The following is a 24235-nucleotide window of genomic DNA, read 5'->3' on the forward strand; positions in this document are numbered from 1 at the left end:
TCAGACCTGCGTGGTGGGCACGATGGTGACCTGCTGGAGGTTCACCCGCGCCGGGAGCGAGGTCAGGAACGCCACGGTCTCGGCGATGTCGTCCGGCTTCAGCCAGGTCAGCGTCTCGCGCATGCCGTCGAGCCATTCCAGCGCACCGGTGTCGGTGACGTGGCCCTGCAGTTCGGTCTCGACCAGGCCGGGCTCGATCGCCGCGACCCGCACGTGCTTCGGGCCGAGGTCCGCGCGGAGGTTCTTCGACAGGTGCGTCACGTACGCCTTCGAAGCGGCGTAGACGGCGAAGGACGGGAAGATCCCGTGAGCGCCGATGGACGACGTGTTCACGAGGTCCGCGACGCCCTTTTCGGCCGCCGAAGCGACCAGGTGCGGGACGAACGCGCCGATCGCGTTCATCAGCCCCGTCATGTTGACGTCGATCATGCGCTGCCAGTCGTCGGTCGCGAGTTCGTCGATCGGCGCGGCCAGCATCACGCCCGCGTTGTTGAACAGCAGGTCCGCGCGGCCCAGTTTCGCCTCGACCTCGGCCGCCGCGGCCCGCATCGCTTCGGCGTCGGCGACGTCGGCCGCGAGCACGAGCGCGGTACCGCCGTCCCGCTCGATCTCCTTGGCGAGGATTTCCAGCCGGTCCGTCCGGCGGGCGACGAGCGCGACCGCCGCACCGGAGGCGGCGAGCCGCCGCGCGGTCGCCTCGCCGATCCCGCTGGACGCGCCGGTGACGACGGCGACCCTGTTCTGGTGCCGTGCCTGGATGTTCGTCATCTCGGTTTCTCCTCTGTGACTCGTTCTGAGTCCAGATAACCGGCTCGCGCGGAGATCCGGCACGGCCTGCTCAACCTGGGTCCGGCAGTACCAGGCAGGGGCGAGCCGCGCACGGAACTGTTACCGGTTGATCGCGTTCCGCGGACACGGCCCGGCCACCGTGATCCCCATGCGTATCCGTTTACGATCCCTCGCGCTGCTGACCGGGCTGGCGCTGACAGCGACGGTGGCCGCCGCTGTCCCGGCGTCGGCCGTCATCGGCGGCACCGAGTCCGCCACGCCTTACGACTTCATGGTTTCGCTCCAGTACGACTCACCCCGGCCGGACGGACACCGGTGCGGGGCGGTGCTCATCGCGCCCCAGTGGGCGGTCACCGCGGGCCACTGCGCCAACACCCCGACCGGCTCGGCCGTCGGGGTCCCCCGCGGCTGGAAGGTCCGCGTCGGTTCCCTGGACACCATGACCGGCGGCGAGGTCACCGACGTCGACAAGTTCTACCGGCGCATCGTCACATACAACCCGCCGGGCGAGGACATCGCGCTCCTGCATCTGCGCAACCCCGTGCGCGCCAAGCCCGTCCGGCTCGCCGGGGCCACTCCCGCCGTCGGCACTCCTGTCCGCATCCTCGGCTGGGGCGCGGCTTCGACCGGCTGCGACGACTTCGCGGATCCGAAGTGCTTCCCGCGCAAACTGCGCGAGGCGGAAACCGAAATCGTGCCGCTCGACCGGTGCTGGGACGACGACGGGCGCATCCTGCCGTTGTGCGTCGGCCGCTCCGAGCCTCCTGTCGGGCCGGGCACGACGGATTCCGGTGGGCCCGCCCTGATCCGTTCGGGTGACGGCTGGGCACTGGCAGGCACGGTCGTCGGCCCCGGCGACCGGGGTGCCGACTTCCCCGACATGTACACCGACGTCTCGAAGAACTCCGCTTGGATCAACGGCATCGTGACCGGCACCGACGTGCCCCCGGACTCCCCGATCCCGAACATCGAGGGCACGGCCGAGGTGGGCTCCTGCAAGGGCGCGGTGGTGCGCGCTGCCACCGCGCGTCCCGAAGACCCGGCCCTGGCACTGACCAACGGCCACTGCGTACCGAGCGGGCGGCCCGCGCCGGGGAAGGCCCTTGTCGACCGGCCCGCGGATCTGCCCCGCCCGGTCACCATCGCCGACCGGGAGGGCTATCCGAAGACCAGTGCCCGCGCCACCCGGCTGGTCTACGCGACGATGACCGGCACCGACATCGCGCTGTACCGGCTGGACAAGACCTACGCACAGCTCGCCAAGGAGGGTGCGAAGGTCTTCCGGCTGACCACCACCCCGATGCGGGCAGGCGACCGGCTCCTCATGGCCTACTCCAGCAGCCGCCCGCGCTGCACGGTGGAGACCGTGGTGCCGCACCTTCGAGAAGCCGGATACCAGCAGGACGACTCAGTTCGCTACGCCGCGAGCGACACCTGCGTGAGCGGCCCCGGCTACTCCGGCTCCGCTCTGCTGTCCCGCGACGGGCAGACAGTCGTGGGCATCAACAACACCCACAACCGTGACGGCGAGAACTGCACCGAGGGCAACCCGTGCGAGGTCGGCCGGGACGGAGCCGTGAAGGTGCTGAAGGGCCGCAGCTACGGCCAGCAGGTATTTCGGATCTCCGCCTGCCTGACCAAGGGATCGCGGATCGACCTGTCCCGGCCTGGCTGCCGGCTCACCTCGGCCTGACCTGCGACGATGGGTCCGAAAGAAAATTTCTCCGCAGCTGTCGAATCGAGGGGATGCCCTTCGTATAGGCAGTGACACCAAGGAGGACACCATGACCCAGTACCTGATCAGCCTCTACCAGCCCGACGGCCCCACCCCGCCGCCGGAGTTCCTCGAGCCGATCGCGCGCAAGATCCAGGCGCTCAACGAGGAGATGAAGGCCGCGGGCGCCTGGGTCTTCGCGGGCGGGCTGCACCCGCCGACCACGGCGACCGTGCTGCGGGCCAAGGAAAACGGCGAGATCGCGATGACGGACGGCCCGTACGCCGAGGGCAAGGAACATCTCGGCGGGTTCACCATCGTCGAGGCGCCCGATCTGGACGCCGCGCTCGAATGGGGCCGCCGGGTCACGGAGATCACCTACCTGCCGGTCGAGGTCCGGCCGTTCCAGGGCGAAGAAGGCCCCACGTGCGTCTGACCACCGACGAGATCGGCCAGGTCTTCACCGAGGAGTACGGCCGCGCGGTGGCCGTCTTGGTCCGCGTCTTCGGCAGCATCGACATCGCCGAAGACGCGGTTCAGGACGCTTTCGCCACGGCGGTGGACCGGTGGCCGTCCACCGGTCTGCCGCCGAGCCCGGCGGGCTGGATCATCACGACCGCCCGCAACAAGGGCATCGACCGGTTGCGCCGCGAAGCCGCGCGCGACGACAAGCACGCCCAGGCCGCGCTGCTCAGCGCCGGCGACGAACCAGCCGAGGAGGGACCAGTGCGCGACGACCGCTTACGGTTGATCTTCACCTGCTGCCACCCCGCGCTGGCCGTCACCGCGCAGGTCGCGCTGACCCTGAAACTGCTGGGCGGGCTGACCACCGGCGAGATCGCGCACGCGTTCTTCGTCCCCGAGACGACGATGGCGCAGCGGCTGGTCCGGGCGAAGGGCAAGATCCGCGACGCGAAGATCCCGTACCGCGTCCCGGAAGACGCCGATCTGCCGGACCGGTTGCGTTCCGTGCTCGCCGTGATCTACCTGGTGTTCAACGAGGGCTACACGGCCAGTTCGGGCGAACGGCTGGTGCGGGAGGACCTGTGCGCCGAGGCGATCCGGCTCGGCAGGCTGCTCACCGACCTCATGCCCGACGAGCCGGAGGCCACCGGGCTGCTGGCGCTGATGCTGCTCACCGAGTCCCGCCGCGCGGCCCGCACCGGCGCGGACGGCGACGTCGTACTGCTGGCGGAGCAGGACCGGTCGCGCTGGGACCTGGACCTGATCGTCGAAGGGCAGGAGCTGGTCCGTGCCTGCTTGCGACGGAACCAGCCTGGCCCGTACCAGATCCAGGCGGCGATCAGCGCCGTCCACAGCGACGCCCCCGACGCGGGAAGCACGGACTGGTCGCAGATCGTCCGGCTGTACGACCTGCTGCTGGCGGCGAACCCGACGCCGATCGTCGCGCTCAACCGGGCCGTCGCGGTCGCCGAAGTGGACGGCCCGCAGGCGGCACTCGACGTGATCGACGACCTGGAACTGGCGGAATACCATCTCTACCACGCCATCCGGGCCGATCTGCTGTACCGTCTCGGCCGTCCGGCGGAATCGGCGCTGGCTTACGAAACGGCGATCGGGCAGGTGGAGAACAGCGCCGAACGCCGGTTGCTGGAACGGAAACTGGCCGCGGTCAGTCCGTGATCAGCCGGGCCGCGCCCGGCCCCTTGGCGGCGAGGACGTCACCGGGGTTGACCAGCGCGCACTGCTCGAAGGACAGGCAGCCGCAGCCGATGCACTCGGTGAACCGGTCGCGCATGCACTCCAGCTGCTCGATGCGCTTGTTCAGTTCCGCGCTCCAGCAGGCGGAGGCGCGCCGCCAGAACTCGTGATCCGGCGCGGTGCCCGCCGGCAGGAGGTCGAGCACCCCACCGATCACCTCCAGCGGGATGCCGAGATGGTGCGACGCGCGGATGAACGCGACCAGGCGGAGTGCCGCGCGGGGGTAGCGGCGCTGGTTTCCGCTGGTCCGCCTGCTGCTGATGAGGCCCTGGCGCTCGTAGAACCGCAGGGCGGAGGTGGCGACGCCACTGCGCCGGGACAGCTCTCCGATGGTGAGTTCGGGCAGCGGTTCGGACATGCGCCCCATCCTAGCTTGACTTGAACCCTTGTTTAAGTTTCATGCTGGAGGCATGACAGCACAGGGGACCTCCGAAATGACCATCCACAGGGGACATTGGCCGACACCGGACGAGGCGACGGTCGTGGTGGCACGGGAATGGCCGGACATCGACGCGGCGCGGGCGGCGTTCGAGGAGCGCGAAGGACTCGTTTCTTTCACCGCGTACGAGGGCATCGACCACGACGGCGCCTTCACCTACGAGCAGTGGGCCGCCGAAGACGCCATCCAGGGCCCCGCGTTCCGCCTCTATCGCGGGCAGCGCGGCGAGGGGACGCCCGGCTGCCTCGTGATCGTCTCGGTCGAATTCGAAGGACCCGACGAGCGACGGCAACGCGACTGGATCGACCTCGTCTTCGAGGCGCTGGACTCGGAACCCGCGCGGCCGGAAGGCGGGATCTCGGGCTACTTCCACGTGAGCACCGACGGGACACGGGTGCTGAACTACGCCGAGTGGACCAGCGCCGAAGCTCATCTCGCCGCGCTCGCGGCCCCTGGCGCGAACGGCATCGGCACGACGGACGCGTGGAAGAAGGTGCAGGCCTATCCCGGTATGTCGGGTGGGTCGGTCAAGCGCTACCGCCCGGTCTTCTCGGCGGTGGCGGCATGAAGCCGATCCTGGTCACCGGCGCGACGGGCAACGTCGGATCGCAAGTGGTCGCCCAACTGCGGGCGCGAGACGTCCCGGTCCGGCCGCTGAGCCGGAACCCGCCGCCGGACGGTGTCCGCGGCGACCTGGCGAAACCGGAAACGATCGCGCCGGCACTCGACGGCGTCGACACGGTGTTCCTGATGCTCTCCGGATCCGCCGAAGCACTGGTCACCACCGTTTCGCTGCTCGGCGAGCGCGTGAAGCGCGTGGTGTTCCTTTCCTCGGGCGCCGTCGACGATTCCCTGACCGAGCAGGTCAACCCCATCGGCGCCTGGCATCGTGTCGTCGAGGAGGCGATCGAAGCCGCGGGCGTGGAGTGGACTTTCCTGCGGCCGCACGGGTTCGCGGCCAACACGCTCGGCTGGGCACCCTCGATCCGCGCCGACGGCGTCGTCCGCGGCGCGTACGGCGAGGCGTCGATGCCGCTGATCCACGAGAAGGACATGGCCGCGGTGGCCGTCGAGGCACTGACCGGCGAGGGGCACGCGGGGGCGAAGTACGCGCTCACCGGCACGCGGGCGATGACGCAGATCGAGCAGGTCCGGATCATCGGCGAGGCCGCCGGACGGCCGGCGCGCTGGGAGGAGATCCCGCTCGAAGAAGCGCGGGCCGCCCTGCTCACGAAGATGCCGGACTTCGTCGTCGACACCATGCTGACCGGGATGCGGGGCCTGGTGACGGAACCGGGCCCGGTCACCTCGACCGTCCAGGACGTCACCGGCAGGGCGGGGCTGGACTTCGAGGTCTGGGCGGCCGAACACGCCGCCGCTTTCCGCTAAACTCGGCTTCGTGTCGACACCGGTTCATGCCGCGGCGGTCCACTAGCCGCCGTTCCTGACCTTGTCCCCCGACGAGCATCGCCCGCGGGGTCTCTTCGCCACGGGCGGATCCAGGAACGGAAACCATGAACCCCCTGTCCACAATGGACGGTGGTCGGCGCTGGCTGACCACCGTCGGTACGAAACCACCTCGAACCGTCGTCGCCGTCGACGACGGGATCACCGCCGACGAAGCGTTCCGGCTCGCCTCGTCGGGCACCGGGCTCGCCTGGCACGGCGACTTCCCCGGCGCGCGGAACCTTCTCTCCGCGATGTCCCGGCGCTGCGGCACGGCGGCCGGGAAACCCTTCCAGGACCAGCGGAACCATCAGGCGCGCCGAGCGCGGATCCTCGGCAGGCTGCTGGTTCCGCTGGATCCCGGCCACGTCCTGCCGTTGCGGCGCGGGCCGGACGTGCGCATGGCCTGCGCCGAGGTCTACGGGCCGTCCGAGACGGCGTCGCTGGTGTCCTTGCGCGAACTGCTCGGCGTCGTCGGCGCGCACGAGTGGCGGGTGAAGGGTGTCGACATCCCGGCGCTCGGCGCGAAGATCCATCCGCGCCACGGGGTGTTCTCCCCCGTCCGCGGCGAGTACGTCGACCTGGTGGCGAGAACTCCCTTGCCCTCGAAGGAACTGGCGTTCGACATCGGCACCGGGACCGGCGTGCTCGCCGCGGTCCTCGCTCATCGCGGCGTCGAACGGGTCGTGGCGACCGACAACGAACCCCGTGCCGTCGCCTGCGCGCGCGACAACTTCGAGCGCCTCGGTTTCAGCGGAGTCGAAACCCTTGAAACGGACCTGTTCCCGCCGGGGCGCGCGCCACTCGTCGTCTGCAATCCGCCTTGGCTGCCCGCCCGCGCGCACACCCCGCTCGAACGCGCCGTCTACGACCCCGGAAGCCGGATGCTCCACGCCTTCCTGGACCGGCTGCCCCGGCATCTCACCCCTGGTGGGGAGGCCTGGCTGATCCTGTCCGACCTCGCCGAACTGCTGGGCCTGCGCACCCGCGCGCGGCTCCTCGACGCGTTCGAGCGTTCCGGTCTCGAAGTCCAGGGCCGGGAGGACATCCTGCCGAGACATCCGAAGGCCGCGGATCCGGGCGATCCGTTGCACGCCGCCCGCGCGAAGGAGGTGACTTCGTTGTGGCGGCTCACAACCCGAGCAGCGCCCGTGCCTGACTGATGAACACGCGGGCGGCGGGGCTGACCGGCCCCTCCGTCCGCCAGGCCAGCGCCAGTTTCGCCCGCAGCCCGGCCGGTCGCGTGATCTCCATGGCGTGCAGTTCCGGGTAATGCGTCGCCAGCGACATCGGCACCACGGCGACGCCGAGCCCGCGCCCGACCAGCTGGGCGACGACGTTCGGATCGCCGGCCTCCAGCGTCACCCGCGGCTGGGCGCCGTCGGCGAGGAACGCCGCGTCGACGATCGCGCGCATCCCGGTGCCCTTCGGCAGGCTGACCAGCGAGCGGCTTTCCAATTCGGTCAGGGTGATCGTGGCGTGCGCGGTGAGCGGATCCTCCGGTCCGGAAACGGCGACGAGCGGCTCGTCGAGGACGACCTCGAGGCCGATCCCCGGCGGCGGTTCGCCGGAGACCCCGATGAGGGCGATGTCGAACCGGCCGTCGGCGACGCCCGCGAGCAGGATGTCGGAGGTCGCCTCCGCGAGCGTGATGTCCACGGCGGGGTGGCGCTCGTGGAAGCGGGCGAGCAGATCCGGCAGGTTGACCGGGCCACGCGAGGACACCATGCCCATCGCGACCTGGCCGCGGACCAGTCCGGCGAGGTCGTCGACCGCCTGCCGCACCCCGGCGACGGCGGCGAGCGCGGCCCGCGCGTACGGCAGCGCGGCGGCACCGACCTCGGTCAGCCGCACCGCGCGGGCCGACCGGTCGAGCAGCGGCTGCCCGAGCTCGCGTTCGAGGCGGCGGATCTGGGCGCTGACGCCGGGCTGCGCGACGTGCAACCGCTCGGCGGCGCGGGTGAAGTTCGCCTCGTCGGCCACCGCGACGAAGTATTCGAGCTGACGCAGTTCCATAACCGATGATTCTAGTTACCAGACAAACCAGATCTTGGACTTCTGACCGGATCGCGCGCACGCTGGGGTCATGACCACACTGCTCCGCTCCGGCGACGCCGGTTACGACACCGAACTCGCCGGCTTCCAGACCGCTGTGCCCCGTCGTCCCGACGTCATCGTCGCCGCCGAGTCCGCCGCCGACGTCGTCGAAGCCGTCCGCTACGCCGCCGAGCACGATCTCCCGGTCGCCGTGCACTCGACCGGGCACGGCGTGGGCGTCCCCTTCGAAGGCGGCGTCCTCGTCACCACCCATCGGATGGCCGGGATCCGGATCGAAGACGGGATCGCACGGGTCGACGCGGGCGTGCGCTGGGGTGCGGTCGTCGAAGCGGCGGCCGGGCACGGGCTGGCGCCGCTGAGCGGCTCCTTCCCCGGCGTCGGCGTCGTCGGCTACACCCTCGGCGGCGGGTTCAGCCTGCTAGGCCGCAAGTACGGGCTCGCCGCCGACCAGGTGACCGCGATCGAGGTCGTGACCGCCGACGGCGAACTCCGCCGCGCCACCCCGGACACCGAACAGGACCTGTTCTGGGCGCTGCGCGGCGGCCGCGACAACTTCGGGATCGTCACCGCGCTCGAATTCCGGCTCGTCCCGGTCACCCGGCTGTACGGCGGCAGCCTGCAATTCGGCACCGGGTCGCTGTCCGCGGTGCTGGCCGCCTGGCGCGACTGGGCGGCGGAGATGCCACGCGAGATGACGTCGTCGCTGGGCATGGTCCCGATGCCGGACCTGCCGATGGTGCCCGAGCCGCTGCGCGGGCAGCACGTCGCGCAGATCCGGATCGCCTATCTCGGCGACGCCGCCGAGGGTGAACGCCTCGTCGCCCCGCTGCGCGCCGCCGCCACGCCGCTGGGTGACACGCTCGCCGAGATCCCGTTCACCGAATCGGGCAAGATCGCGAACGAGCCGCCGTTCCCGCACGGCTACCGCGCGGACAACGTCACCGTGTCCGAGCTCAACGACACGATGCTCGACGCGATCCTCGAACACGCGGGCCCGGACGCCCCGGTGCCGACCGTCGTCCTGCTGGACCTGCTCGGCGGCGCGCTGTCCGATCCGCCGGAGCACCCCGGCGTCGGCTGGGACCGCGAAGCCCGCTTCACCGTCCGGGCACTGTCCGTAGTGGACGACGCGCCAGTGACCGAGATCAAGGCCGCCCACGGGAAGCTGTTCGACGCGCTGAAGCCCTGGTCGACCGGCAAACTGCTGACCTTCGTCTACGGCGAAAGCGGCGCCGCCGAGGAAGCGTCCAAGGTGTACTCCGCGGCCGATCTGCGGCGCCTCGCCGAGGTCAAGGCCACCGTCGACCCGGCGAACCGGTTCCGGCTGACCCACAACGTCGAACCGGCGCGTGACGCTGGGTGACCTCCGAAATCAGCAGGTAGAGGGCTCCCATCCGGGGCGAAGGCGCAGTGGGCGGCACCCGTATACTTCCGGGCCGATACCGCCATTAGGGGGCACTGTGCGCACTTTGGACCATGACGAGTTCCTCGCCATGCGTCGGTTCCCCGCGCTCGACGGGCTGCGCGCGATCGCGGCCACCATCGTGATCCTCTTCCACTTCGCGGGTCCGAAGTGGAGCTGGCTGTCCGGCTGGGTCGGTGTCTACATCTTCTTCGTGCTGTCCGGTTTCCTGATCACGACGCTGCTGCTGCGTGAGCAGGACCGGACCGGCCGGATCTCGCTTTCGGCGTTCTACCTGCGCCGGGTGTTCCGGATCCTGCCGCCGTACCTGGTGATCCTCGGCGGCATCATGGTGTTCGCCTGGCTGCGCGGCGAGTTCTTCACCCGCAATTACCCGGAAGCGCTGAAGTACTACCTGACGTTCTTCAACGAGTTCCTGCCCGGCGGCATGCCTCCCGGCCCGGACAACTTCTTCAGCGGCTCGTGGACGCTGGGCATCGAGGAGAAGTTCTACCTGGTCTGGCCGTTCCTGCTGGTGGTCGCGGGTGCGGTCGGGCTGGCCGCGGCCTGGCGCAAGCTCGCGCTGGCGTTCGCCGCGTTCGCGCTGATGGCCGGGCTGGTCGGGGTCACCAGCGGCTGGGTGCTCAACGGGCCGCAGGTGCCGATCTACCGCTCCACGGTGCACTACGCGATCCTGCTGATCGGCTGCGTGCTGGCGATCGCGATGCACTACCGCCGGTCCTACGCGGTGATCAAACCGCTGACCCATCCGCTCGCGGCGATCCCGGTGTTCGGCGCGTTCGCCCTGCTGCACGTCAACATGGAAAGCCTGTGGTGGGAGACCGGCAGCAACCTCGGCCTGCTGATCGCCTACGGCCTGCTCTCGGCGATGCTGCTGGTCGTGCTGGTCTCGCCGGGGCCGCTGCGCTGGCTGCTGGCGACGAAGGTGATGCGGTTCGTCGGTGAGCGCTCGTACTCGCTCTACCTGCTGCAGGGCCCGGTGCACTTCGCCGTGGTCGCGGCGATCCCGCCGCTGGGTGAGCACCGGATGATCAGCGCGCTGACCGTGTTCGCGGTCGGGCTCGGGATCGCGGACCTGATCCACCGCTGGGTGGAGCAGCCGATGATCCTCACCGGCAAGAAGCTGATCGTGCGCCGCCAGGAGCGCAAGGCGCTGCGTGCGGCCGAGGCCGAACTCAAGCGGCCGAGCGCTGTCGAGGCTCCCAGCGGCGCGCGCTGACTCAGCGGGAGATCGTGACGACCGGGATCACCCGGTCGGTCTTCTTCTCATAGTCGGCGAAGCCCGGCATCGTGCTGACCATCTTCGCGTAAAGACGGTCACGCTCAGCGCGGTCTTCGAGTACGACCGTCGCGGTCGCTTCGAACTTCTCCGTGCCGACCTCGATGGTGACCTTCGGGTTCGCCACGATGTTGTGGTACCAGGCCGGGTTCTTGTCCGCCCCGGCGTACGAAGCGGCGATGACGTACTTGCCGTCGTCCTCCGAGTACGCGAGCGGCGAGGTGCGCGGTTCGCCGCTCTTCGCCCCGGTGGTGGTGAGGAGCAGCAGCGAGCCGCCCTCGAACGGACCGCCCACCTTCCCCTCGTTCTCGCGGAACTCCTTGATGATGTTCTTGTTCCAGTCGAGCATCTCGGACAACTTTTCCTCCATTGTCGATCTCTGTCGCCGAGGTTAACTCAGCTCTCGCGGGCCTTGCGGCGCTGCGCTTCGGCGCGCTCCCGACACTTGCGGAGGAACTCTTCGTCGTCCTCGGCGCTCGTCGCGGCGAAGCGACCGGGCCGGTCGTACTCCGGGAACCTCGGGCTCTCCCGTTCGTAGCGGCCGCGCGGGGCGCGGGCGATGTGCTGCGGGCGGCCGGCGACGAGCCAGACGATGGAGCCGACCAGCGGGACGATCAGCACCAGCAGCAGCCACATCCCCTTGGGCATGTTGCGGCACGATCCTTCGTCGGTGGTGATGACGTCGACGATGCAGAAGATCCACAGACCGAGCGTGAGAACGCCGAACAAACCATTGAAATACAGCATCGAAAATCTCCCCAGTTCCGGATTGCCGGGGTCATTATTAGCACAGCAGGACGTCGAGAATTCCCGTGGCCACTTGAAGCGCCGGCGCCTGTCCGGGGCACTGTTTCGGGCCTGCTCCGAACGGACGTTCCGTCAGGTCCACCTCGACCACTTCACCCTGCACCCACCGGCGGGTGACGCGGACCGGCGGATCCTCCCGCAGGACCCGGTCGAGCAGGCTCGCGACGTCTTCACCCGTCCGGTGAGCGGCCAGCGCCTTGCCGAGCAGCTTGGCCGTCGCGTCGCAGGCCTGCACCAGGAGCCCGATCCGCGCGGCCGTCCGCTCCCCGGCGTCACCACCGCAGGCCTCGACCAGCCGCCGCATGGCTTCTTCGGCGCCTGGCCCGATTCCGGTGTGCGGGTGATAGCTCGCGGACACCGTCGCGATGTCGCGGGAAACGTCCGGGAGGCCCAATTCGGCGGCGAGGACGGCGACCGGGACCGTCCACAGGATCCGTTCCACCGGCTCGCCGTCCAGCGCCTTGGTGAACGCGAAAGCCTTGTCCCGCAAGGACGTCATCGGCGCGAGTTCGGCGAGCACGAGTGCCCGCCGCCGCGCGTGGTCCGCCGGGCCGCTGAACCGGGCGACGTTCGCGCGCAACCACCGGACACCACCCGGTTCGACGTCCTGGGGCACCGGCGGGACGGGGGCTTCGATCAGCGGATTCTCCATCCCGTGACGCTAAGTGCGGAACGCTTCGGTCACGGCCGAAACATGAGCTCACCACCGTTGTATGGTGACCGGGTGACGGTCGTGTCGGAGACAACCGAAGTCGACGGCGCGGGGCGAACGGCGCAACCGCGCCAGTTGATCGTGACCGTGTACGGCCTCTATTCACGCGGTGAGGGCGGCTGGCTTTCGGTCCGTTCCCTGATCGACCTCCTGGCGGGCGTGGACGTCGAAGAACCCGCCGTCCGGTCGTCCATCTCCCGGCTGAAACGGCGCGGGATCCTTTCCGCGGTGCGCCGGAACGGGGCGGCTGGCTACGAACTTTCCGAAACCGCGCTGGCGATCCTGCGCGAAGGCGACGAGCGGATCTTCCGCCGCGAACGCGCGACCCCCGGCGACGGCTGGCTGCTCGCGGTGTTCTCCGTCCCGGAAGCCGAACGGCACAAGAGGCATGTCCTGCGCACCCAGCTCGCCAGGCTCGGTTTCGGGACCGCGTCGTCCGGCGTCTGGATCGCGCCCGCGCATCTGCGCGACGCGACCTCCGACATGCTGCGGCGGCTCGAACTGGAGGGCTACGCCGATCTCTTCCACGCCGAGCACCTCGCGTTCGGCGACGTGCGGGAGAAGATCCGCGACTGGTGGGACCTCGACCAGCTGGAAACGCTGTACACCGCGTTCCTCGACGAGCACGCGTCCGCGCTCCGGCGATGGCAGCGGCGCAAGACCACGGACGAGGCCGAGGCGTTCGCCGACTACGTCCGGGTGCTGACCGACTGGCGGCGGCTGCCCTATCTCGACCCCGGCCTGCCCGCCGAACTGCTGCCACCCGGCTGGGCCGGGATCCGGGCGGCGGACCTGTTCTTCACCCTGCACTCGCGGCTGGGCGAAGCCGCGGCCGCGCACGTCTCGCGCACGCTGCCCTAAACGACCGCGAAGCCCTGCACCTCCACCAGCGCTTCGACGTCCCAAAGCCGGCTGACGCCGATCCCCGCCATCGCGGGGTACTCGCGACCGGCCAGCCGCTTCCACACCGCGCCGATCTCGCGCGCGTGGGCCTTGTAGTCGTCCATGTCGACGATGTAGATGGTCACGCTGCACAGGTCCGACGGCTCCCCGCCCGCCGCGCGCAACGCGGCGAGCAGATTGGACAGCGCGCGTTCGAACTGCTCGACCACCCCGTCGCCGACGATGCGGTTGTCCGCGTCCAGCGCCGTCTGACCGGCGAGGAAGACGAATCGCCCGCTCGCCGAGACGGCGTGCGAGAAGCCGGAGGGACGACCGAGCTCGGGAGGGTTGATGCGCTCCATGCGGGTCAGCATATCCCGTATCGTTGACGGTCGTACATACCGCGACATACCCTGAGCGACGTGCGTATCGCGGTGTTAGGCGGCGGCCCGGCGGGGCTCTACTTCGCCACGCTGGCGAAACAGCTCCATCCCGAACACGAGATCACCGTCTGGGAGCGCAACGCGCCCGACGACACCTTCGGGTTCGGGGTGGTGTTCTCCGACGAGACCCTCGGCGGCATCGAGCACGCCGATCCGGTGATCCACGCGGCCATGCGGCGCGAGTTCGCGCGCTGGGACGACATCGACGTCCACTTCCGCGGCACGGTGCACACCTCCGGCGGGCACGGGTTCGCCGCGATGAGCCGCAAACGGCTGCTCGGCATCCTCCAGGAACGCTGCGCGGAACTCGGCGTGGACGTGCGCTTCCGCACCGAGGCGCCGAGCGCGGCCGAGGCGAGCGCCGGGTACGACCTCGTCGTCGCGGCGGACGGCGTCAATTCGCCGACCCGCGACGCCCTGGCCGACAGCTTCCGGCCGAGCCTGCAGGCCCGCCGCTGCAAGTACATCTGGCTGGGCACGGATCTCGTCTTCGACGCCTTCAAGTTCCACGTGCTCGAAACCCCGCACGGGATCATGCAGATCCACGGCTACCCGTACGGCGACACCGCGAGCACGTTCATCCTCGAACTGCACGAGGACGTCTGGCAGCGCGCGTTCGGCGAGATCGCCGCGACCTCGCTCGCGCCGGGCGAGAGCGACGAGAAGTCGATCGAGGTGATCCGCGAACTGTGCGCGGACGTCCTCGACGGGCACCAGGTGTTCGCCAACAATTCGAAGTGGACCGCGTTCGCCACCGTGCGCTGTCAGAGCTGGCGGCACGAGAACGTCGTCCTGCTCGGCGACGCCGCGCACACCGCGCATTTCTCCATCGGCTCCGGCACGAAACTCGCCATGGAGGACGCGCTCGCGCTCGCCGCCTGCCTGCACGAACAGTCCGATCTGGACAGTGGGCTGGCGGCCTACGAGGCCGAACGCCGCCCCGTCGTCACCTCCACCCAGCGCGCCGCGCAGGCGAGCCTGGAATGGTTCGAGAACATGGGCCAGTACACCCATCAGGACCCGGCGCAGTTCGCGTTCAACATCCTCACCCGCAGCCGCCGCGTCACCTACGACAACCTCCGGCTGCGCGACCCCGAGTTCACCGCCGAGCTGGACACCTGGCTGGCGTCCACTGTGGATGGTGAAGTCCGGCCGCCGATGTTCCAGCCGTTCCGGATCGGGAACCTGGACGTGGCGAACCGCGTCGTCGTCTCGCCGATGGACATGTACTCGGCCGAGGACGGCGTCCCGACCGATTTCCACCTGGTGCATCTGGGAAGCAAGGCGCTCGGTGGCGCCGGGCTGGTGATGACGGAGATGGTCTGCGTCTCCGGGACCGGCCGGATCACGCCGGGCTGCGGCGGCCTGTACACCGAGGAACAGGAACAGGCCTGGGCGAGGGTCACCGGTTTCGTCCACGGCAACACCCCCGCGCGGATCGGTGTCCAGCTCGGCCATTCCGGGCGCAAGGGCTCGACGAAACTCATGTGGGACGGCATCGACCAGCCGCTGCCGGAAGGCAACTGGGAGATCTGCGGCCCGTCCGCGCTCCCGTACGCAGAGGCGAATCAGACCCCGCGCGAGCTGACCGTGCCCGAACTGGCCGAAATCCGTGAACAGTTCGCGGAATCCGCCCGCGCCGCCGCGCGCGCCGGGTTCGACCTGCTCGAACTCCACTGCGCGCACGGCTACCTGCTGTCGTCCTTCCTGTCCCCGCTGACCAACCGGCGCACCGACGACTACGGCGGTTCGCTGGAGAACAGGCTGCGTTTCCCGCTCGAAGTCTTCGACGCCGTCCGTGCGGCGTGGCCGCCGGACCGGCCGATGACGGTCCGCATCTCGGCGACCGACTGGCACGAAGGCGGGGTCGACGCCGACGAGGCCGTCGAGATCGCCCGCGCGTTCGCCGAGCACGGCGCGGACGGCATCGACGTCTCGACCGGCCAGGTCGTCAGCGAGGAGAAGCCCGAGTACGGCCGCAGCTACCAGACGCCTTACGCCGACCGGATCCGCAACGAGATCGGGCGTGAGTACGGGATCGCGGTGATCGCCGTCGGCGCGATCTCCTCTTACGACGACGTCAACTCGCTCATCCTGGCAGGCCGGGCGGATCTGTGCGCTCTCGGCAGAACCCATCTTTACGATCCACAGTGGACACTGCACGCGGCCGCCGAGCAGGACTACCCGATGCCCTGGCCGAAGCAGTTCGCGGCGGGCCGCCGGAAACCACAGGGCGGCCGCACCGACGGGCCGAAACCACGGCTGGAACTGCTACGCGCGGGGGAAACCGGCACCGCGCACGCCCGCTGGCGACCAGGGAGTGACCGATGACCGCCTTCTCCTTGAGCCCGGAACAGCAGGCCTTCGCCATCGAGGTCCGCCGCCTGGGCGCCGAGAAACTCCGGCCACTGGCCGAATCCGGCACCGAAGGCGCGGTGAACCGGCCGCTGCTCAAGGAAATGGGCGCGCTCGGCCTGCTGTCCCGGCTGTTCCCCGGCGTCGACGGCGGCAGCCCGAGCCGGGAGGCCGCCGCGATGGATCTCTGCATCCTGCGGGAATCCCTCGCGAGCCAGAGCACCGAAGCCGAGACGGCGTTGGCGTTGCAGGGCCTGGGTACATACCCGGTCCTGCAATCCGGGCAGGATTCGCAGGTCTCGAAGTGGGTCCCCGCCGTGGCCGCGGGCGACGCCGTCGCCGCTTTCGCGCTCACCGAACCGAACGCGGGCTCGGACGCGGCGGCTTTGGAACTCTCCGCCGAACCCGATGGTGACGGCTGGCGCCTCACCGGCGAGAAGATGTGGATCTCCAACGCCCCCGAAGCCGACTTCTACAGCGTTTTCGCCCGCACCACAAAGGAAGCAGGCTCGCGCGGGGTCTCCGCGTTCGTCGTCCCCGCCGACCGCGCCGGTCTCTCGGGCGAGCATCTCGACCTGGTCAGCCCGCACCCCATCGGCACACTGGTGTTCGACGGCGTGCGGGTCGAGCGGGAAGAACTGCTCGGCGAGCAGGACCGCGGTTTCGGCGTCGCCATGCGGACGCTGGACCTGTTCCGGCCGAGTGTCGGCGCGTTCGCCGTCGGGATGGCGCAGGCCGCGCTCGACGCCGCCGTCGCCCACGCCCAGACCCGGATCGCGTTCGGCGGACCGTTGCTGCGGCAGCAGACCGTGGCACACACGCTCGCCGAAATGGCGACCCGCACCGAGGCGTCGCGCCTGCTCGTCCACGCCGCGGCCGCCGCCTACGACGCGGGCGAGCGGAACCTCGCCGGCCGAGCCGCGATGGCGAAACTGTTCGCCACCGAGACGGCCCAGTACGTCGTCGACTCGGCCGTGCAGATCCACGGCGCGCGGGCGCTGCGGCGCGGGCACCTGCTCGAACACCTCTACCGCGAGGTCCGGGCGCCGCGGATCTACGAAGGCGCGTCCGAGGTACAGCGGACGATCATCGCCCGTTCGCTGATTTCTTGACCCGTTCGACGATGTCGCGGTACGCCAGCCCGCTCTGCTTGATCGTCCGGTCCAGGGTCTCGCGGTCGACCCGCACCAGGCCGAGTCGTTTGGCGTAGCCGTAGGCCCATTCAAAACTGTCCAAAAAGGACCAGGCGAAGTAGCCGCGGACGTCCGCGCCCGCCTGGCGTGCGGCGGCCGTGGCGGCGATGTGCGCGGACAGGTACGCGGCGCGGTCGTCGTCGCGGACGAAGCCGGTCTCGTCGGGGACGTCGGCGAAAGCGGCGCCGTTTTCGGTGACGTACAGCGGCAAACCGGGATAGTCCCGGCTGATCCGGACGAGCAGTTCGGTGAGCTTGTGCGGCACGATCTCCCATCCCAGCGCCGTCGACGGCGCCCCGAACGGGACCTTGCGGAACGCGGGCATCCCGAACTGCTCCAGTGCGTTCCCGTTCTCCTCCACCCCGGAGTACCGCGCCCCGAAGTAGTAGTCGACGCCGAGGAAGTCGAGCGGTGCCGCGATGATCGACGGGTCCCACGGCTCGGACGGCAGGCGGATGCCCTGCCGCGCGAGGTCATCGAGGATGTCCTCCGGGTACCGGCCGTGCACGAGCGCGTCGAGATAGAACCTGGTCCCGAGGCCGTCCTCGAACCGGGCGGCCTCGCGGTCGGCCGCGCTGGAGGTGGCCGGGTCGGCGGTGCTCAGGTTGAGCGTGATGCCGAACTTCGTCCCGGACGGCGCGAGTTCACGCATACGCCGCACCGCGAGGCCGTGGCCGAGCAGCAGGTGATGCGCCGCCGCCATCCCCGCCTTCGCGTCCCGGCGGCCGGGCGCCATCACCCCGTGGACGTAGCCGTGCATGGCCGTGCACCACGGCTCGCTCAGTGTGGTCCAGTGGCGGACACGGTCGCTCAGCCGCTCGAACACGAGCATCGCGTAGTCGGCGAACCGGACGGCGGTGTCGCGCGCGGGCCAGCCGCCCGCGTCCTCCAGATGCTGCGGCAGATCCCAGTGGTACAGCGTCAGCCACGGGTCGATGCCGTTGTTGAGCAGTTCGTCGACCAGCCGGTCGTAGAAGGCGATCCCGGCGGGGTTGACGCCGCCGCGCCCGCGCGGCTGCACCCGTGACCAGGAAACGGAGAAGCGGTAGGTGTCGACGCCGAGTTCCTTCACCAGCGCGATGTCGGCAGGCATCCGGTGGTAGTGGTCGCAGGCGACCTCGCCGGTGTCCCCGTTGTCGATCGACCACGGGGACTGGGCGTAGGTGTCCCAAATGGACGGTGTTCGTCCGTCTTCGGCGACCGCGCCTTCGATCTGGTACGCCGAGCTGCCGACCCCCCAGCGGAAGCCGGACGGCAACGTGCCGATGAGCTCTTTCTCCCCGGTCATGGCCCCCCTCCCCGCCTTATTTCACCAGTTAATACATGGCGGAGGCTAAGGTCGTGGGGCATCCTGGAAAGGTCCGCCGCCATCAGATGGGTATCCGCATGCCTGCCAAGCGCACCACCGTCCGTGACCTGCGGCGGCACAACCGTTCCCTCCTGCTGTCGAAACTCTACTTCGACGGCCCGCTCAGCCGCCACGAATTGAGCGGCCTGACCGGATTGAGCGCCGCGACCGTCAGCAACGTGACCGCCGAACTCGGCGAAGAACACCTCATCACCGAAGCCGGGCTGGTCGAATCCGACGGCGGCAGGCCGCGCGTCCTGCTCCGTGTCGATCCGGCGTATGGCCACGTCGCCGGCGTCGACATCGGCGAGACCGGGGTGAAGGTCGAACTGTTCGACCTCACCATGAACCGGCTCGCCACCGTCGAGCATCCGTTCGCCTCCCCCCGGCCGGACGCGGCCGCCGCCGTCACCCAGGTGGCGTCCGGGATCCGGGAAGTGATCACGGAATCGGGGATCGACGAAGCGACCGTGCTGGGCGTCGGTGTCGGCGTCCCCGGCACCGTGGAACAGGGCGCGGCGCTCCGTGTGCACGCGCCCACCATCGGCTGGAAAGGGGTCCCGTTCACCGATCTCCTGCGCGCGGAGGGTGTCGAGCTGCCGTTGTTCATCGACAACGGCGCGAAAACCCAGGGACAGGGGGAAATGTGGTTCGGCGCCGGTCGCGGCGCCCGGCACGCGGTGATCGTGCTGATCGGGTCCGGGGTCGGCGCGGCCGTGGTCACCGACGGCACCACCTACCGGGGTTCCACCAGCAGCGCGGGCGAATGGGGCCACACGACGATCGTCTACGGCGGGCAGGAATGCCGCTGCGGATCGCGTGGCTGCCTTGAGTCCTACGTCGGCGCGGAGGGTGTCCTCGCCCGCTATCGCAAGGCACGCGGCGGAAAGGCCGCCTCGGACGAGGACGAACAGACGCAGTTCACCGCCCTGCTGGAGTCCGCGGGCAGGTCCAAGGCCGCGGCCAAGGTGCTGGAGGAGACGGCGGGCTACCTCGGCGCCGGGATCGGCAACCTGGTCAACCTGTTCAATCCGGAGCGGATCGTGCTGGGCGGCTGGGCCGGGCTCGCGCTCGGCGAGGAGTACCTGCCTGAGATCCGGCGGGTGGCGGGTGAGCACGCGCTGGCGCACGTGTTCGACCAGACCGAGATCGAACTCGGGCAGCTCGGACCGGACGCCGTCGCCATAGGAGCCGCCACCCTCCCGGTCGCCGCCCTCCTGGACCAGGGCGCGGACCCGCGGACGGCCGGGTCCAAGCGCGGAACGGCCGCCTGAGCCTTAATTCGAAGTAAAAAAATACGTCTTGTCGCCATGGTAAAGACCAGGCATACTTTGTTGTCAGGCGCAACAAAGTGGTTCCGCCGTGCGCCTTCCGTTCGCCCGCGTTCCCTCCCGCGCGGGGTCCCCAACGGTCAGAGAGGCGACAACGATGTCCATCTCAGCTCGGTTCCGCTGGGCGGCGCTCCTCGCCGCCGGCGTCCTCCTCGGCTCACTTCCGGCCACCGCACAGGCCCCGGCTTCCGAGGCGGCGGTCATGGCCGCGACCTTCACCGACGACTTCAACGGCGCCGCCGGTGCCGGGATCGACACCTCGAAGTGGCATTTCGAGACCGGCGACAACGTGAACAACCACGAGCGGCAGTGGTACACGTCCGGGACGGACAACGCGGCGCTCGACGGGCAGGGCAACCTGGTCATCACCGCGAAGAAGGAGAACCCCGGCAACTACAACTGCTGGTACGGGCGCTGCGAGTACACCTCGGCCCGACTGTCCACACAGGGCCAGTTCACCCAGGCCTACGGCCGGTTCGAAGCGCGGATGAAACTGCCGCGCGGACAGGGGATGTGGCCCGCGTTCTGGATGCTCGGCGCCGACATCGGCAACGTCGGCTGGCCCAACAGCGGCGAGATCGACATCATGGAGAACGTCGGTTTCGAGCCGAACACGGTGCACGGCACCATCCACGGCCCCGGTTACTCCGGCTCGGGCGGCATCGGCGCGGGCTACAACGGCCCGAACTTCTCCGACGACTTCCACACCTACGCCGTCGACTGGGCGCCGAACCAGATCAAGTGGTACGTGGACGGGAACCTCTACCAGACCCGCACTCCCGCCGACCTCAACGGCAACCGCTGGGTCTTCGACCACCCCTTCTATCTGATCCTGAACCTCGCCGTCGGCGGTTACTGGCCCGGTGACCCGAACTCCGGCACCGTCTTCCCGCAGCGCCTGGTCGTCGACTATGTGCACGTCAACTCCAGCAACACCGCCGGGAACACCGGGCGGATCACCGGCATCGGCGGCAAATGCGTCGACGTCGCCGCCGCGAACAGCTCCGACGGCACCCCGATCCAGCTCACCGACTGCAACGGCAACGCCGCGCAGAACTGGACCGTCGGGAGCGACGGCACGATCCGCGCGCTGGGCAAATGCCTGGACGTCTCCGGCGGGGGCACCGCGGACGGCACGGCCGTGCAACTGTGGGGCTGCAACGGAACCGGCGCGCAGAAGTGGGCGATCAGCGGGGCGCGCGACATCGTGAACCCGCAGGCGAACAAGTGTCTCGACGCCACCGGGAACAGCTCCGCGAACGGGACCCGGCTCCAGATCTGGACCTGCGGCGGTGGCGCGAACCAGAAGTGGACCACCCCCTAAGACCCCTCGCGTTCCGTCCTCTGGATGCGGCAGTCCGCACGCATCCAGAGGACGAAACGCGTTATCGGGCGCGTTCGGCGTAGGCCTCGACGAGCTGGGTTTCGGCGTCGGCGAGGTACTGCACGAGGAGTTTTTCGGCGCCGAGGCCGTCGCCCGCCTCGATGCGCTCGAGGATCTCCGCGTTGCGCTTGAGGTACGGCTCGTGGAAGCGCCGCGGGTCGACCATCCGATGGAAGACCAGCCGCAGTTCGGCGAAGATGCCGCGCATCAGCTCGTCGATGCGCTCGCTGCCGCCGAGTTCCGCGAGCGCCGTGTGGAACCGTATGTTCGCGGTGCCGAGGTCTCGCCAGCGTTCGCTCCGCGCGGCGACCCTGCCGTCCTCGACCATCTGCGCGAGCTTCGCGAACGTCGGCGGCTTCTCCGTCACCGCGCGGACCGCCGAACACTCGACGACCTTGCGCACCTTGTAGAGATCGACGACGTCCTCGACCGACAGCACCCGCACGAAGACACCGCGGTTGAGCTCGTGGGTCAGCAGCCGCTCGTGCGTGAGCAGCCGGAACGCCTCGCGCAGCGTGTTGCGGGAGACGCCGAGCGCCGAGCCGATGTCCTGCTCCGAGAGCCGCGCCCCCGGCAGGAAGAAGCCTTCCGCGATCCGCGTCCGCAGGACACCCGCGACCCGCTCCGCGGTACTGGTGCGGCTGATCATGCCGCGATCCGCTTCGAGTCCTTGAACCGAGGCAGGACCATCCTCCGCGACCGTCACGTGACCAATCCTACCTACCCCCGAGAGGTCAAGCCAAGGATCCTCTTGTGGAATTGTTGAACAATACCTACAGTGGCTGAACATGTGACCCGTGCCACGATGAGGTCCACCCCTGGAGGTGCCGATGAACGCGACAGCCACCACCGAAGACACTCGCCCCTTCGCCTGGTTCCGCACGCTCGGTAAACGCGGTCAGCGCGCGTTCTTCGGCGCGTTCGGCGGGTACGGGCTCGATTCGTTCGACTACCAGACCCTGCCGCTGGGCCTGGCCGCGATCACCGCCTACTACGGCCTTTCCGGCGGCGAGGCGGGCCTGCTCGGCACGACGACGCTGGTGGTTTCGGCGATCGGCGGCATCGGCGCGGGGGTCCTGGCCGACCGCATCGGCCGCGTCCGCACCCTCCAGATCACCATCGCGATGTACACGGTCTTCACCGTGCTCTGCGGATTCGCGCCGAACTTCGAGACGCTCCTGATCTTCCGTGCCCTGCAGGGTCTCGGTTTCGGTGGCGAGTGGGCCGCCGGCGCCGCGCTGGTGGCGGAGTACTCGCAGGCGCGCTACCGCGGCCGCACGGTCGCCTTCGTGCAGAGCGCCTGGGCGGTCGGCTGGGCGCTGTCGGTCGTCGTCTACACGGTCGTGTTCAGCCTCTTCAGCCCGGACGTCGCCTGGCGCGTCATGTTCTGGACCGGGGTCATCCCCGCGCTGCTGGTGCTGTGGGTCCGCCGCAACGTCCAGGACGCGCCCGTCGCGGAAGCGGCGCGGGCCACCAAGAAGGAACGCGGTTCGTTCAAGGGCATCTTCAAGCCGGACCTGCTGCGCACCACGTTCTTCGCCGCGCTGCTCGCCACCGGTGTCCAGGGCGGTTACTACACGCTCGCGACCTGGCTGCCGAGCTACCTGAAGACCACCCGCGGCCTCACCGTCATCGGGACCGGCGGCTATCTCGCGTTCCTGATCTCCGGCGCCTTCATCGGGTACGTCACCGGCGGCTATCTCACGGATCTACTGGGCCGCAAGAAGACGTTCCTGCTGTTCTCGGTGCTGTCGGCAGGCCTCATCGTCGCCTACACACAGATCCCGGCGGGCGCGAACACGCTCGTGCTGTTCCTCGGTTTCCCGCTCGGGTTCTCGATGTCCGCGATCTTCAGCGGGTTCGGCGCGTTCCTCGCCGAGCTGTACCCGTCGGCGCTGCGCGGGACCGGGCAGGGCTTCACCTACAACCTCGGCCGGGCCATCGGCGCGACCTTCCCCGCCGTGGTCGGTTTCCTCGGCGCGGGCGGCGCGATGGTGTTCGGCGCGGTCGGGTACGGCATCGCCGCGCTGGCGCTGCTCGGCCTGCCCGAGACTCGCGGCCGCGAACTCCTGTGACGACAATCGGAAGGGGAGGAACCGCGATGACCACCTTCGACGAACCGGCGACGTTGTCCCCCGGCGAGGCGCGCGCCCTGTTCCGCGCGGGCACGGCCCGCCCGACCACCGGCTGGGCGAACGGGTTCACCCAGACCAACCTGATCGCCGTCCCCGAGGACTGGGCCTACGACGTCCTGCTGTTCTGCCAGCGGAACCCGCAGCCCTGCCCGGTGCTCGACGTCAGCGATCCCGGCGACCCGTCGACGCGGCTGGCGCCCGGCGCGGATCTGCGCACCGACCTGCCGCGCTACCGCGTCTGGCAGAACGGCGTGCTGGCGGGTGAGATCTCCGACGCGAGCGGATTGTGGCGCAGCGACATGGTCGCGTTCTCGATCGGCTGCAGTTTCACCTTCGAAGCGGCGCTCGCCGCGGAAGGCATCCCGCTGCGGCACGTCGACCAGGGCCGCAACGTGGCGATGTACGTGACGAACCGCGAGTGCGTCCCGGCGGGACGGCTGCACGGGCCGATGGTGGTCTCGATGCGGCAGATCCCCGAATGCCGCATCGACGACGCCGTGCGCGTCACCCGTGGCATGCCCGCCGTGCACGGCGCTCCCGTGCACATCGACGACCCCGCCGCGCTCGGCATCACCGATCTCGGCAAACCCGATTTCGGGGACCCGGTCGACGCGGAACCCGGTGACGTGCCGGTGTTCTGGGCGTGCGGCGTGACCCCGCAGGCGGCGCTGATGGCCTCGCGGCCGCCGTTCGCGATCACGCACGCGCCGGGCTACATGTTCGTGACCGACAAACTCGACAGTGAGTTCAGGGTGGCCTGATGGATCTCAACGGT

The 24235-nt window shown here is 69.6% G+C and carries 24 protein-coding genes; 15 read left to right on the top strand and 9 right to left on the bottom strand.

The window, feature by feature from the left end; all coding sequences use genetic code 11:
• The gene (locus tag AMYAL_RS0112735) at nt 1-768 is read right to left on the bottom strand and encodes an SDR family oxidoreductase (RefSeq protein ID WP_020631690.1); all 768 of its coding nucleotides are present in this window, start codon (nt 766-768) and stop codon (nt 1-3) included.
• 169 nt (nt 769-937) lie between these two features.
• Here AMYAL_RS0112735 and AMYAL_RS0112740 point away from each other — a divergent pair, with 169 nt between their 5' ends.
• The 3 genes from AMYAL_RS0112740 (at nt 938) to AMYAL_RS0112750 (ending at nt 4147) form a co-directional block, all read left to right on the top strand.
• Nucleotides 938-2482: a S1 family serine peptidase gene (locus tag AMYAL_RS0112740; RefSeq protein WP_051137664.1), complete on the top strand. Its 1545-nt coding sequence runs from the start codon at nt 938-940 to the stop codon at nt 2480-2482.
• Between the two features lie 91 nt (nt 2483-2573).
• On the top strand, nt 2574-2939 hold the full coding sequence (locus tag AMYAL_RS0112745) for a YciI family protein (RefSeq protein ID WP_020631692.1): 366 nt from the start codon (nt 2574-2576) through the stop codon (nt 2937-2939).
• The gene (locus AMYAL_RS0112750) at nt 2930-4147 is read left to right on the top strand and encodes an RNA polymerase sigma factor (RefSeq protein ID WP_020631693.1); all 1218 of its coding nucleotides are present in this window, start codon (nt 2930-2932) and stop codon (nt 4145-4147) included. The genes AMYAL_RS0112745 and AMYAL_RS0112750 overlap by 10 nt, the downstream gene beginning before the upstream one ends.
• Here the strand turns inward: AMYAL_RS0112750 and soxR are convergent.
• Nucleotides 4137-4583 (bottom strand): redox-sensitive transcriptional activator SoxR, encoded by a 447-nt coding sequence (gene soxR, locus AMYAL_RS0112755; RefSeq protein ID WP_020631694.1) that lies wholly within the window; start codon nt 4581-4583, stop codon nt 4137-4139. The two genes, AMYAL_RS0112750 and soxR, sit on opposite strands and share 11 nt — an antisense overlap.
• A 76-nt stretch (nt 4584-4659) precedes the next feature.
• Here soxR and AMYAL_RS0112760 point away from each other — a divergent pair, with 76 nt between their 5' ends.
• From AMYAL_RS0112760 to AMYAL_RS0112770, 3 genes are all read left to right on the top strand, one after another.
• Complete coding sequence (locus AMYAL_RS0112760; protein WP_020631695.1) at nt 4660-5232, top strand: antibiotic biosynthesis monooxygenase; 573 nt, start codon at nt 4660-4662, stop codon at nt 5230-5232.
• On the top strand, nt 5229-6053 hold the full coding sequence (locus AMYAL_RS0112765; protein ID WP_020631696.1) for an SDR family oxidoreductase: 825 nt from the start codon (nt 5229-5231) through the stop codon (nt 6051-6053). Before AMYAL_RS0112760 ends, AMYAL_RS0112765 begins: the two co-directional genes overlap by 4 nt.
• Before the next feature lie 125 nt (nt 6054-6178).
• Nucleotides 6179-7273, top strand: coding sequence for a methyltransferase (locus AMYAL_RS0112770; protein WP_026467012.1), 1095 nt, complete (start codon nt 6179-6181; stop codon nt 7271-7273).
• On the opposite strand, the gene AMYAL_RS0112775 is transcribed toward AMYAL_RS0112770, so the two are convergent.
• Nucleotides 7242-8126, bottom strand: a complete 885-nt coding sequence (locus AMYAL_RS0112775) for a LysR family transcriptional regulator (protein WP_020631698.1) — start codon at nt 8124-8126, stop codon at nt 7242-7244. The two genes, AMYAL_RS0112770 and AMYAL_RS0112775, sit on opposite strands and share 32 nt — an antisense overlap.
• A 70-nt stretch (nt 8127-8196) precedes the next feature.
• Here AMYAL_RS0112775 and AMYAL_RS0112780 point away from each other — a divergent pair, with 70 nt between their 5' ends.
• Both AMYAL_RS0112780 and AMYAL_RS0112785 read left to right on the top strand, forming a co-directional pair.
• Nucleotides 8197-9531 (top strand): FAD-binding oxidoreductase, encoded by a 1335-nt coding sequence (locus AMYAL_RS0112780; RefSeq protein WP_020631699.1) that lies wholly within the window; start codon nt 8197-8199, stop codon nt 9529-9531.
• A 97-nt stretch (nt 9532-9628) separates the two neighbouring features.
• Nucleotides 9629-10810 (top strand): acyltransferase family protein, encoded by a 1182-nt coding sequence (locus AMYAL_RS0112785; protein ID WP_026467013.1) that lies wholly within the window; start codon nt 9629-9631, stop codon nt 10808-10810.
• 1 nt (nt 10811) lies between these two features.
• On the opposite strand, the gene AMYAL_RS0112790 is transcribed toward AMYAL_RS0112785, so the two are convergent.
• From AMYAL_RS0112790 to AMYAL_RS0112800, 3 genes are read right to left on the bottom strand one after another with little or no spacing between them, the layout of a single operon-like run.
• Nucleotides 10812-11219 (bottom strand): nitroreductase family deazaflavin-dependent oxidoreductase, encoded by a 408-nt coding sequence (locus AMYAL_RS0112790; protein WP_209447309.1) that lies wholly within the window; start codon nt 11217-11219, stop codon nt 10812-10814.
• A 47-nt stretch (nt 11220-11266) separates the two neighbouring features.
• Nucleotides 11267-11617 carry a PLDc N-terminal domain-containing protein gene (locus AMYAL_RS0112795; RefSeq protein ID WP_020631702.1) on the bottom strand — a complete coding sequence of 117 codons (351 nt, stop codon included), beginning with the start codon at nt 11615-11617 and terminating at the stop codon, nt 11267-11269.
• Nucleotides 11618-11654: 37 nt separating this feature from the next.
• Complete coding sequence (locus AMYAL_RS0112800) at nt 11655-12329, bottom strand: cytochrome P450 family protein (RefSeq protein ID WP_020631703.1); 675 nt, start codon at nt 12327-12329, stop codon at nt 11655-11657.
• A gap of 72 nt (nt 12330-12401) precedes the next feature.
• Here AMYAL_RS0112800 and AMYAL_RS0112805 point away from each other — a divergent pair, with 72 nt between their 5' ends.
• Nucleotides 12402-13250 (top strand): PaaX family transcriptional regulator, encoded by an 849-nt coding sequence (locus AMYAL_RS0112805; RefSeq protein WP_020631704.1) that lies wholly within the window; start codon nt 12402-12404, stop codon nt 13248-13250.
• Here the strand turns inward: AMYAL_RS0112805 and AMYAL_RS0112810 are convergent.
• Entirely contained in the window at nt 13247-13645 is a 399-nt protein-coding gene (locus AMYAL_RS0112810) for a RidA family protein (protein ID WP_020631705.1), read from the bottom strand. The two genes, AMYAL_RS0112805 and AMYAL_RS0112810, sit on opposite strands and share 4 nt — an antisense overlap.
• A gap of 48 nt (nt 13646-13693) precedes the next feature.
• Here AMYAL_RS0112810 and AMYAL_RS0112815 point away from each other — a divergent pair, with 48 nt between their 5' ends.
• Nucleotides 13694-16045 (top strand): bifunctional salicylyl-CoA 5-hydroxylase/oxidoreductase, encoded by a 2352-nt coding sequence (locus tag AMYAL_RS0112815; RefSeq protein ID WP_020631706.1) that lies wholly within the window; start codon nt 13694-13696, stop codon nt 16043-16045.
• A complete protein-coding gene (locus AMYAL_RS0112820; RefSeq protein ID WP_020631707.1) occupies nt 16042-17181 on the top strand; it encodes an acyl-CoA dehydrogenase family protein in 1140 nt (379 codons plus the stop codon). Before AMYAL_RS0112815 ends, AMYAL_RS0112820 begins: the two co-directional genes overlap by 4 nt.
• Here the strand turns inward: AMYAL_RS0112820 and AMYAL_RS0112825 are convergent.
• Nucleotides 17156-18550, bottom strand: coding sequence for a GH1 family beta-glucosidase (locus tag AMYAL_RS0112825; RefSeq protein ID WP_020631708.1), 1395 nt, complete (start codon nt 18548-18550; stop codon nt 17156-17158). The genes AMYAL_RS0112820 and AMYAL_RS0112825 overlap by 26 nt on opposite strands.
• Nucleotides 18551-18636: 86 nt before the next feature.
• Between AMYAL_RS0112825 and AMYAL_RS0112830 the strand changes: the two genes are divergently transcribed.
• Both AMYAL_RS0112830 and AMYAL_RS0112835 read left to right on the top strand, forming a co-directional pair.
• Nucleotides 18637-19884 (top strand): ROK family transcriptional regulator, encoded by a 1248-nt coding sequence (locus tag AMYAL_RS0112830; protein ID WP_020631709.1) that lies wholly within the window; start codon nt 18637-18639, stop codon nt 19882-19884.
• Nucleotides 19885-20038: 154 nt separating this feature from the next.
• Nucleotides 20039-21265, top strand: coding sequence for a glycoside hydrolase family 16 protein (locus tag AMYAL_RS0112835; protein WP_020631710.1), 1227 nt, complete (start codon nt 20039-20041; stop codon nt 21263-21265).
• Between the two features lie 61 nt (nt 21266-21326).
• On the opposite strand, the gene AMYAL_RS0112840 is transcribed toward AMYAL_RS0112835, so the two are convergent.
• Complete coding sequence (locus AMYAL_RS0112840; RefSeq protein ID WP_020631711.1) at nt 21327-21974, bottom strand: GntR family transcriptional regulator; 648 nt, start codon at nt 21972-21974, stop codon at nt 21327-21329.
• Between the two features lie 181 nt (nt 21975-22155).
• Here AMYAL_RS0112840 and AMYAL_RS0112845 point away from each other — a divergent pair, with 181 nt between their 5' ends.
• Nucleotides 22156-23400 carry an MFS transporter gene (locus tag AMYAL_RS0112845; protein ID WP_020631712.1) on the top strand — a complete coding sequence of 415 codons (1245 nt, stop codon included), beginning with the start codon at nt 22156-22158 and terminating at the stop codon, nt 23398-23400.
• A 26-nt stretch (nt 23401-23426) separates the two neighbouring features.
• Nucleotides 23427-24221, top strand: coding sequence for a putative hydro-lyase (locus AMYAL_RS0112850; RefSeq protein WP_020631713.1), 795 nt, complete (start codon nt 23427-23429; stop codon nt 24219-24221).
• Nucleotides 24222-24235 lie beyond the last annotated feature (14 nt).

Source organism: Amycolatopsis alba DSM 44262 (assembly GCF_000384215.1).
GTDB classification, from domain to species: Bacteria; Actinomycetota; Actinomycetes; order Mycobacteriales; family Pseudonocardiaceae; genus Amycolatopsis; species Amycolatopsis alba.

Bases quoted from the DNA above. Each gene is read 5' to 3' on its own strand.
- AMYAL_RS0112735 (WP_020631690.1), bottom strand. From the start codon at position 768: ATGACGAACATCCAGGCACGGCACCAGAACAGGGTCGCCGTCGTCACC.
- AMYAL_RS0112740 (WP_051137664.1), top strand. From the start codon at position 938: ATGCGTATCCGTTTACGATCCCTCGCGCTGCTGACCGGGCTGGCGCTG.
- AMYAL_RS0112745 (WP_020631692.1), top strand. From the start codon at position 2,574: ATGACCCAGTACCTGATCAGCCTCTACCAGCCCGACGGCCCCACCCCG.
- soxR (WP_020631694.1), bottom strand. From the start codon at position 4,583: ATGTCCGAACCGCTGCCCGAACTCACCATCGGAGAGCTGTCCCGGCGC.
- AMYAL_RS0112760 (WP_020631695.1), top strand. From the start codon at position 4,660: ATGACCATCCACAGGGGACATTGGCCGACACCGGACGAGGCGACGGTC.
- AMYAL_RS0112765 (WP_020631696.1), top strand. From the start codon at position 5,229: ATGAAGCCGATCCTGGTCACCGGCGCGACGGGCAACGTCGGATCGCAA.
- AMYAL_RS0112770 (WP_026467012.1), top strand. From the start codon at position 6,179: ATGAACCCCCTGTCCACAATGGACGGTGGTCGGCGCTGGCTGACCACC.
- AMYAL_RS0112775 (WP_020631698.1), bottom strand. From the start codon at position 8,126: ATGGAACTGCGTCAGCTCGAATACTTCGTCGCGGTGGCCGACGAGGCG.
- AMYAL_RS0112780 (WP_020631699.1), top strand. From the start codon at position 8,197: ATGACCACACTGCTCCGCTCCGGCGACGCCGGTTACGACACCGAACTC.
- AMYAL_RS0112790 (WP_209447309.1), bottom strand. From the start codon at position 11,219: ATGCTCGACTGGAACAAGAACATCATCAAGGAGTTCCGCGAGAACGAG.
- AMYAL_RS0112795 (WP_020631702.1), bottom strand. From the start codon at position 11,617: ATGCTGTATTTCAATGGTTTGTTCGGCGTTCTCACGCTCGGTCTGTGG.
- AMYAL_RS0112800 (WP_020631703.1), bottom strand. From the start codon at position 12,329: ATGGAGAATCCGCTGATCGAAGCCCCCGTCCCGCCGGTGCCCCAGGAC.
- AMYAL_RS0112810 (WP_020631705.1), bottom strand. From the start codon at position 13,645: ATGCTGACCCGCATGGAGCGCATCAACCCTCCCGAGCTCGGTCGTCCC.
- AMYAL_RS0112820 (WP_020631707.1), top strand. From the start codon at position 16,042: ATGACCGCCTTCTCCTTGAGCCCGGAACAGCAGGCCTTCGCCATCGAG.
- AMYAL_RS0112825 (WP_020631708.1), bottom strand. From the start codon at position 18,550: ATGACCGGGGAGAAAGAGCTCATCGGCACGTTGCCGTCCGGCTTCCGC.
- AMYAL_RS0112830 (WP_020631709.1), top strand. From the start codon at position 18,637: ATGGGTATCCGCATGCCTGCCAAGCGCACCACCGTCCGTGACCTGCGG.
- AMYAL_RS0112835 (WP_020631710.1), top strand. From the start codon at position 20,039: ATGTCCATCTCAGCTCGGTTCCGCTGGGCGGCGCTCCTCGCCGCCGGC.
- AMYAL_RS0112840 (WP_020631711.1), bottom strand. From the start codon at position 21,974: ATGATCAGCCGCACCAGTACCGCGGAGCGGGTCGCGGGTGTCCTGCGG.
- AMYAL_RS0112845 (WP_020631712.1), top strand. From the start codon at position 22,156: ATGAACGCGACAGCCACCACCGAAGACACTCGCCCCTTCGCCTGGTTC.
- AMYAL_RS0112850 (WP_020631713.1), top strand. From the start codon at position 23,427: ATGACCACCTTCGACGAACCGGCGACGTTGTCCCCCGGCGAGGCGCGC.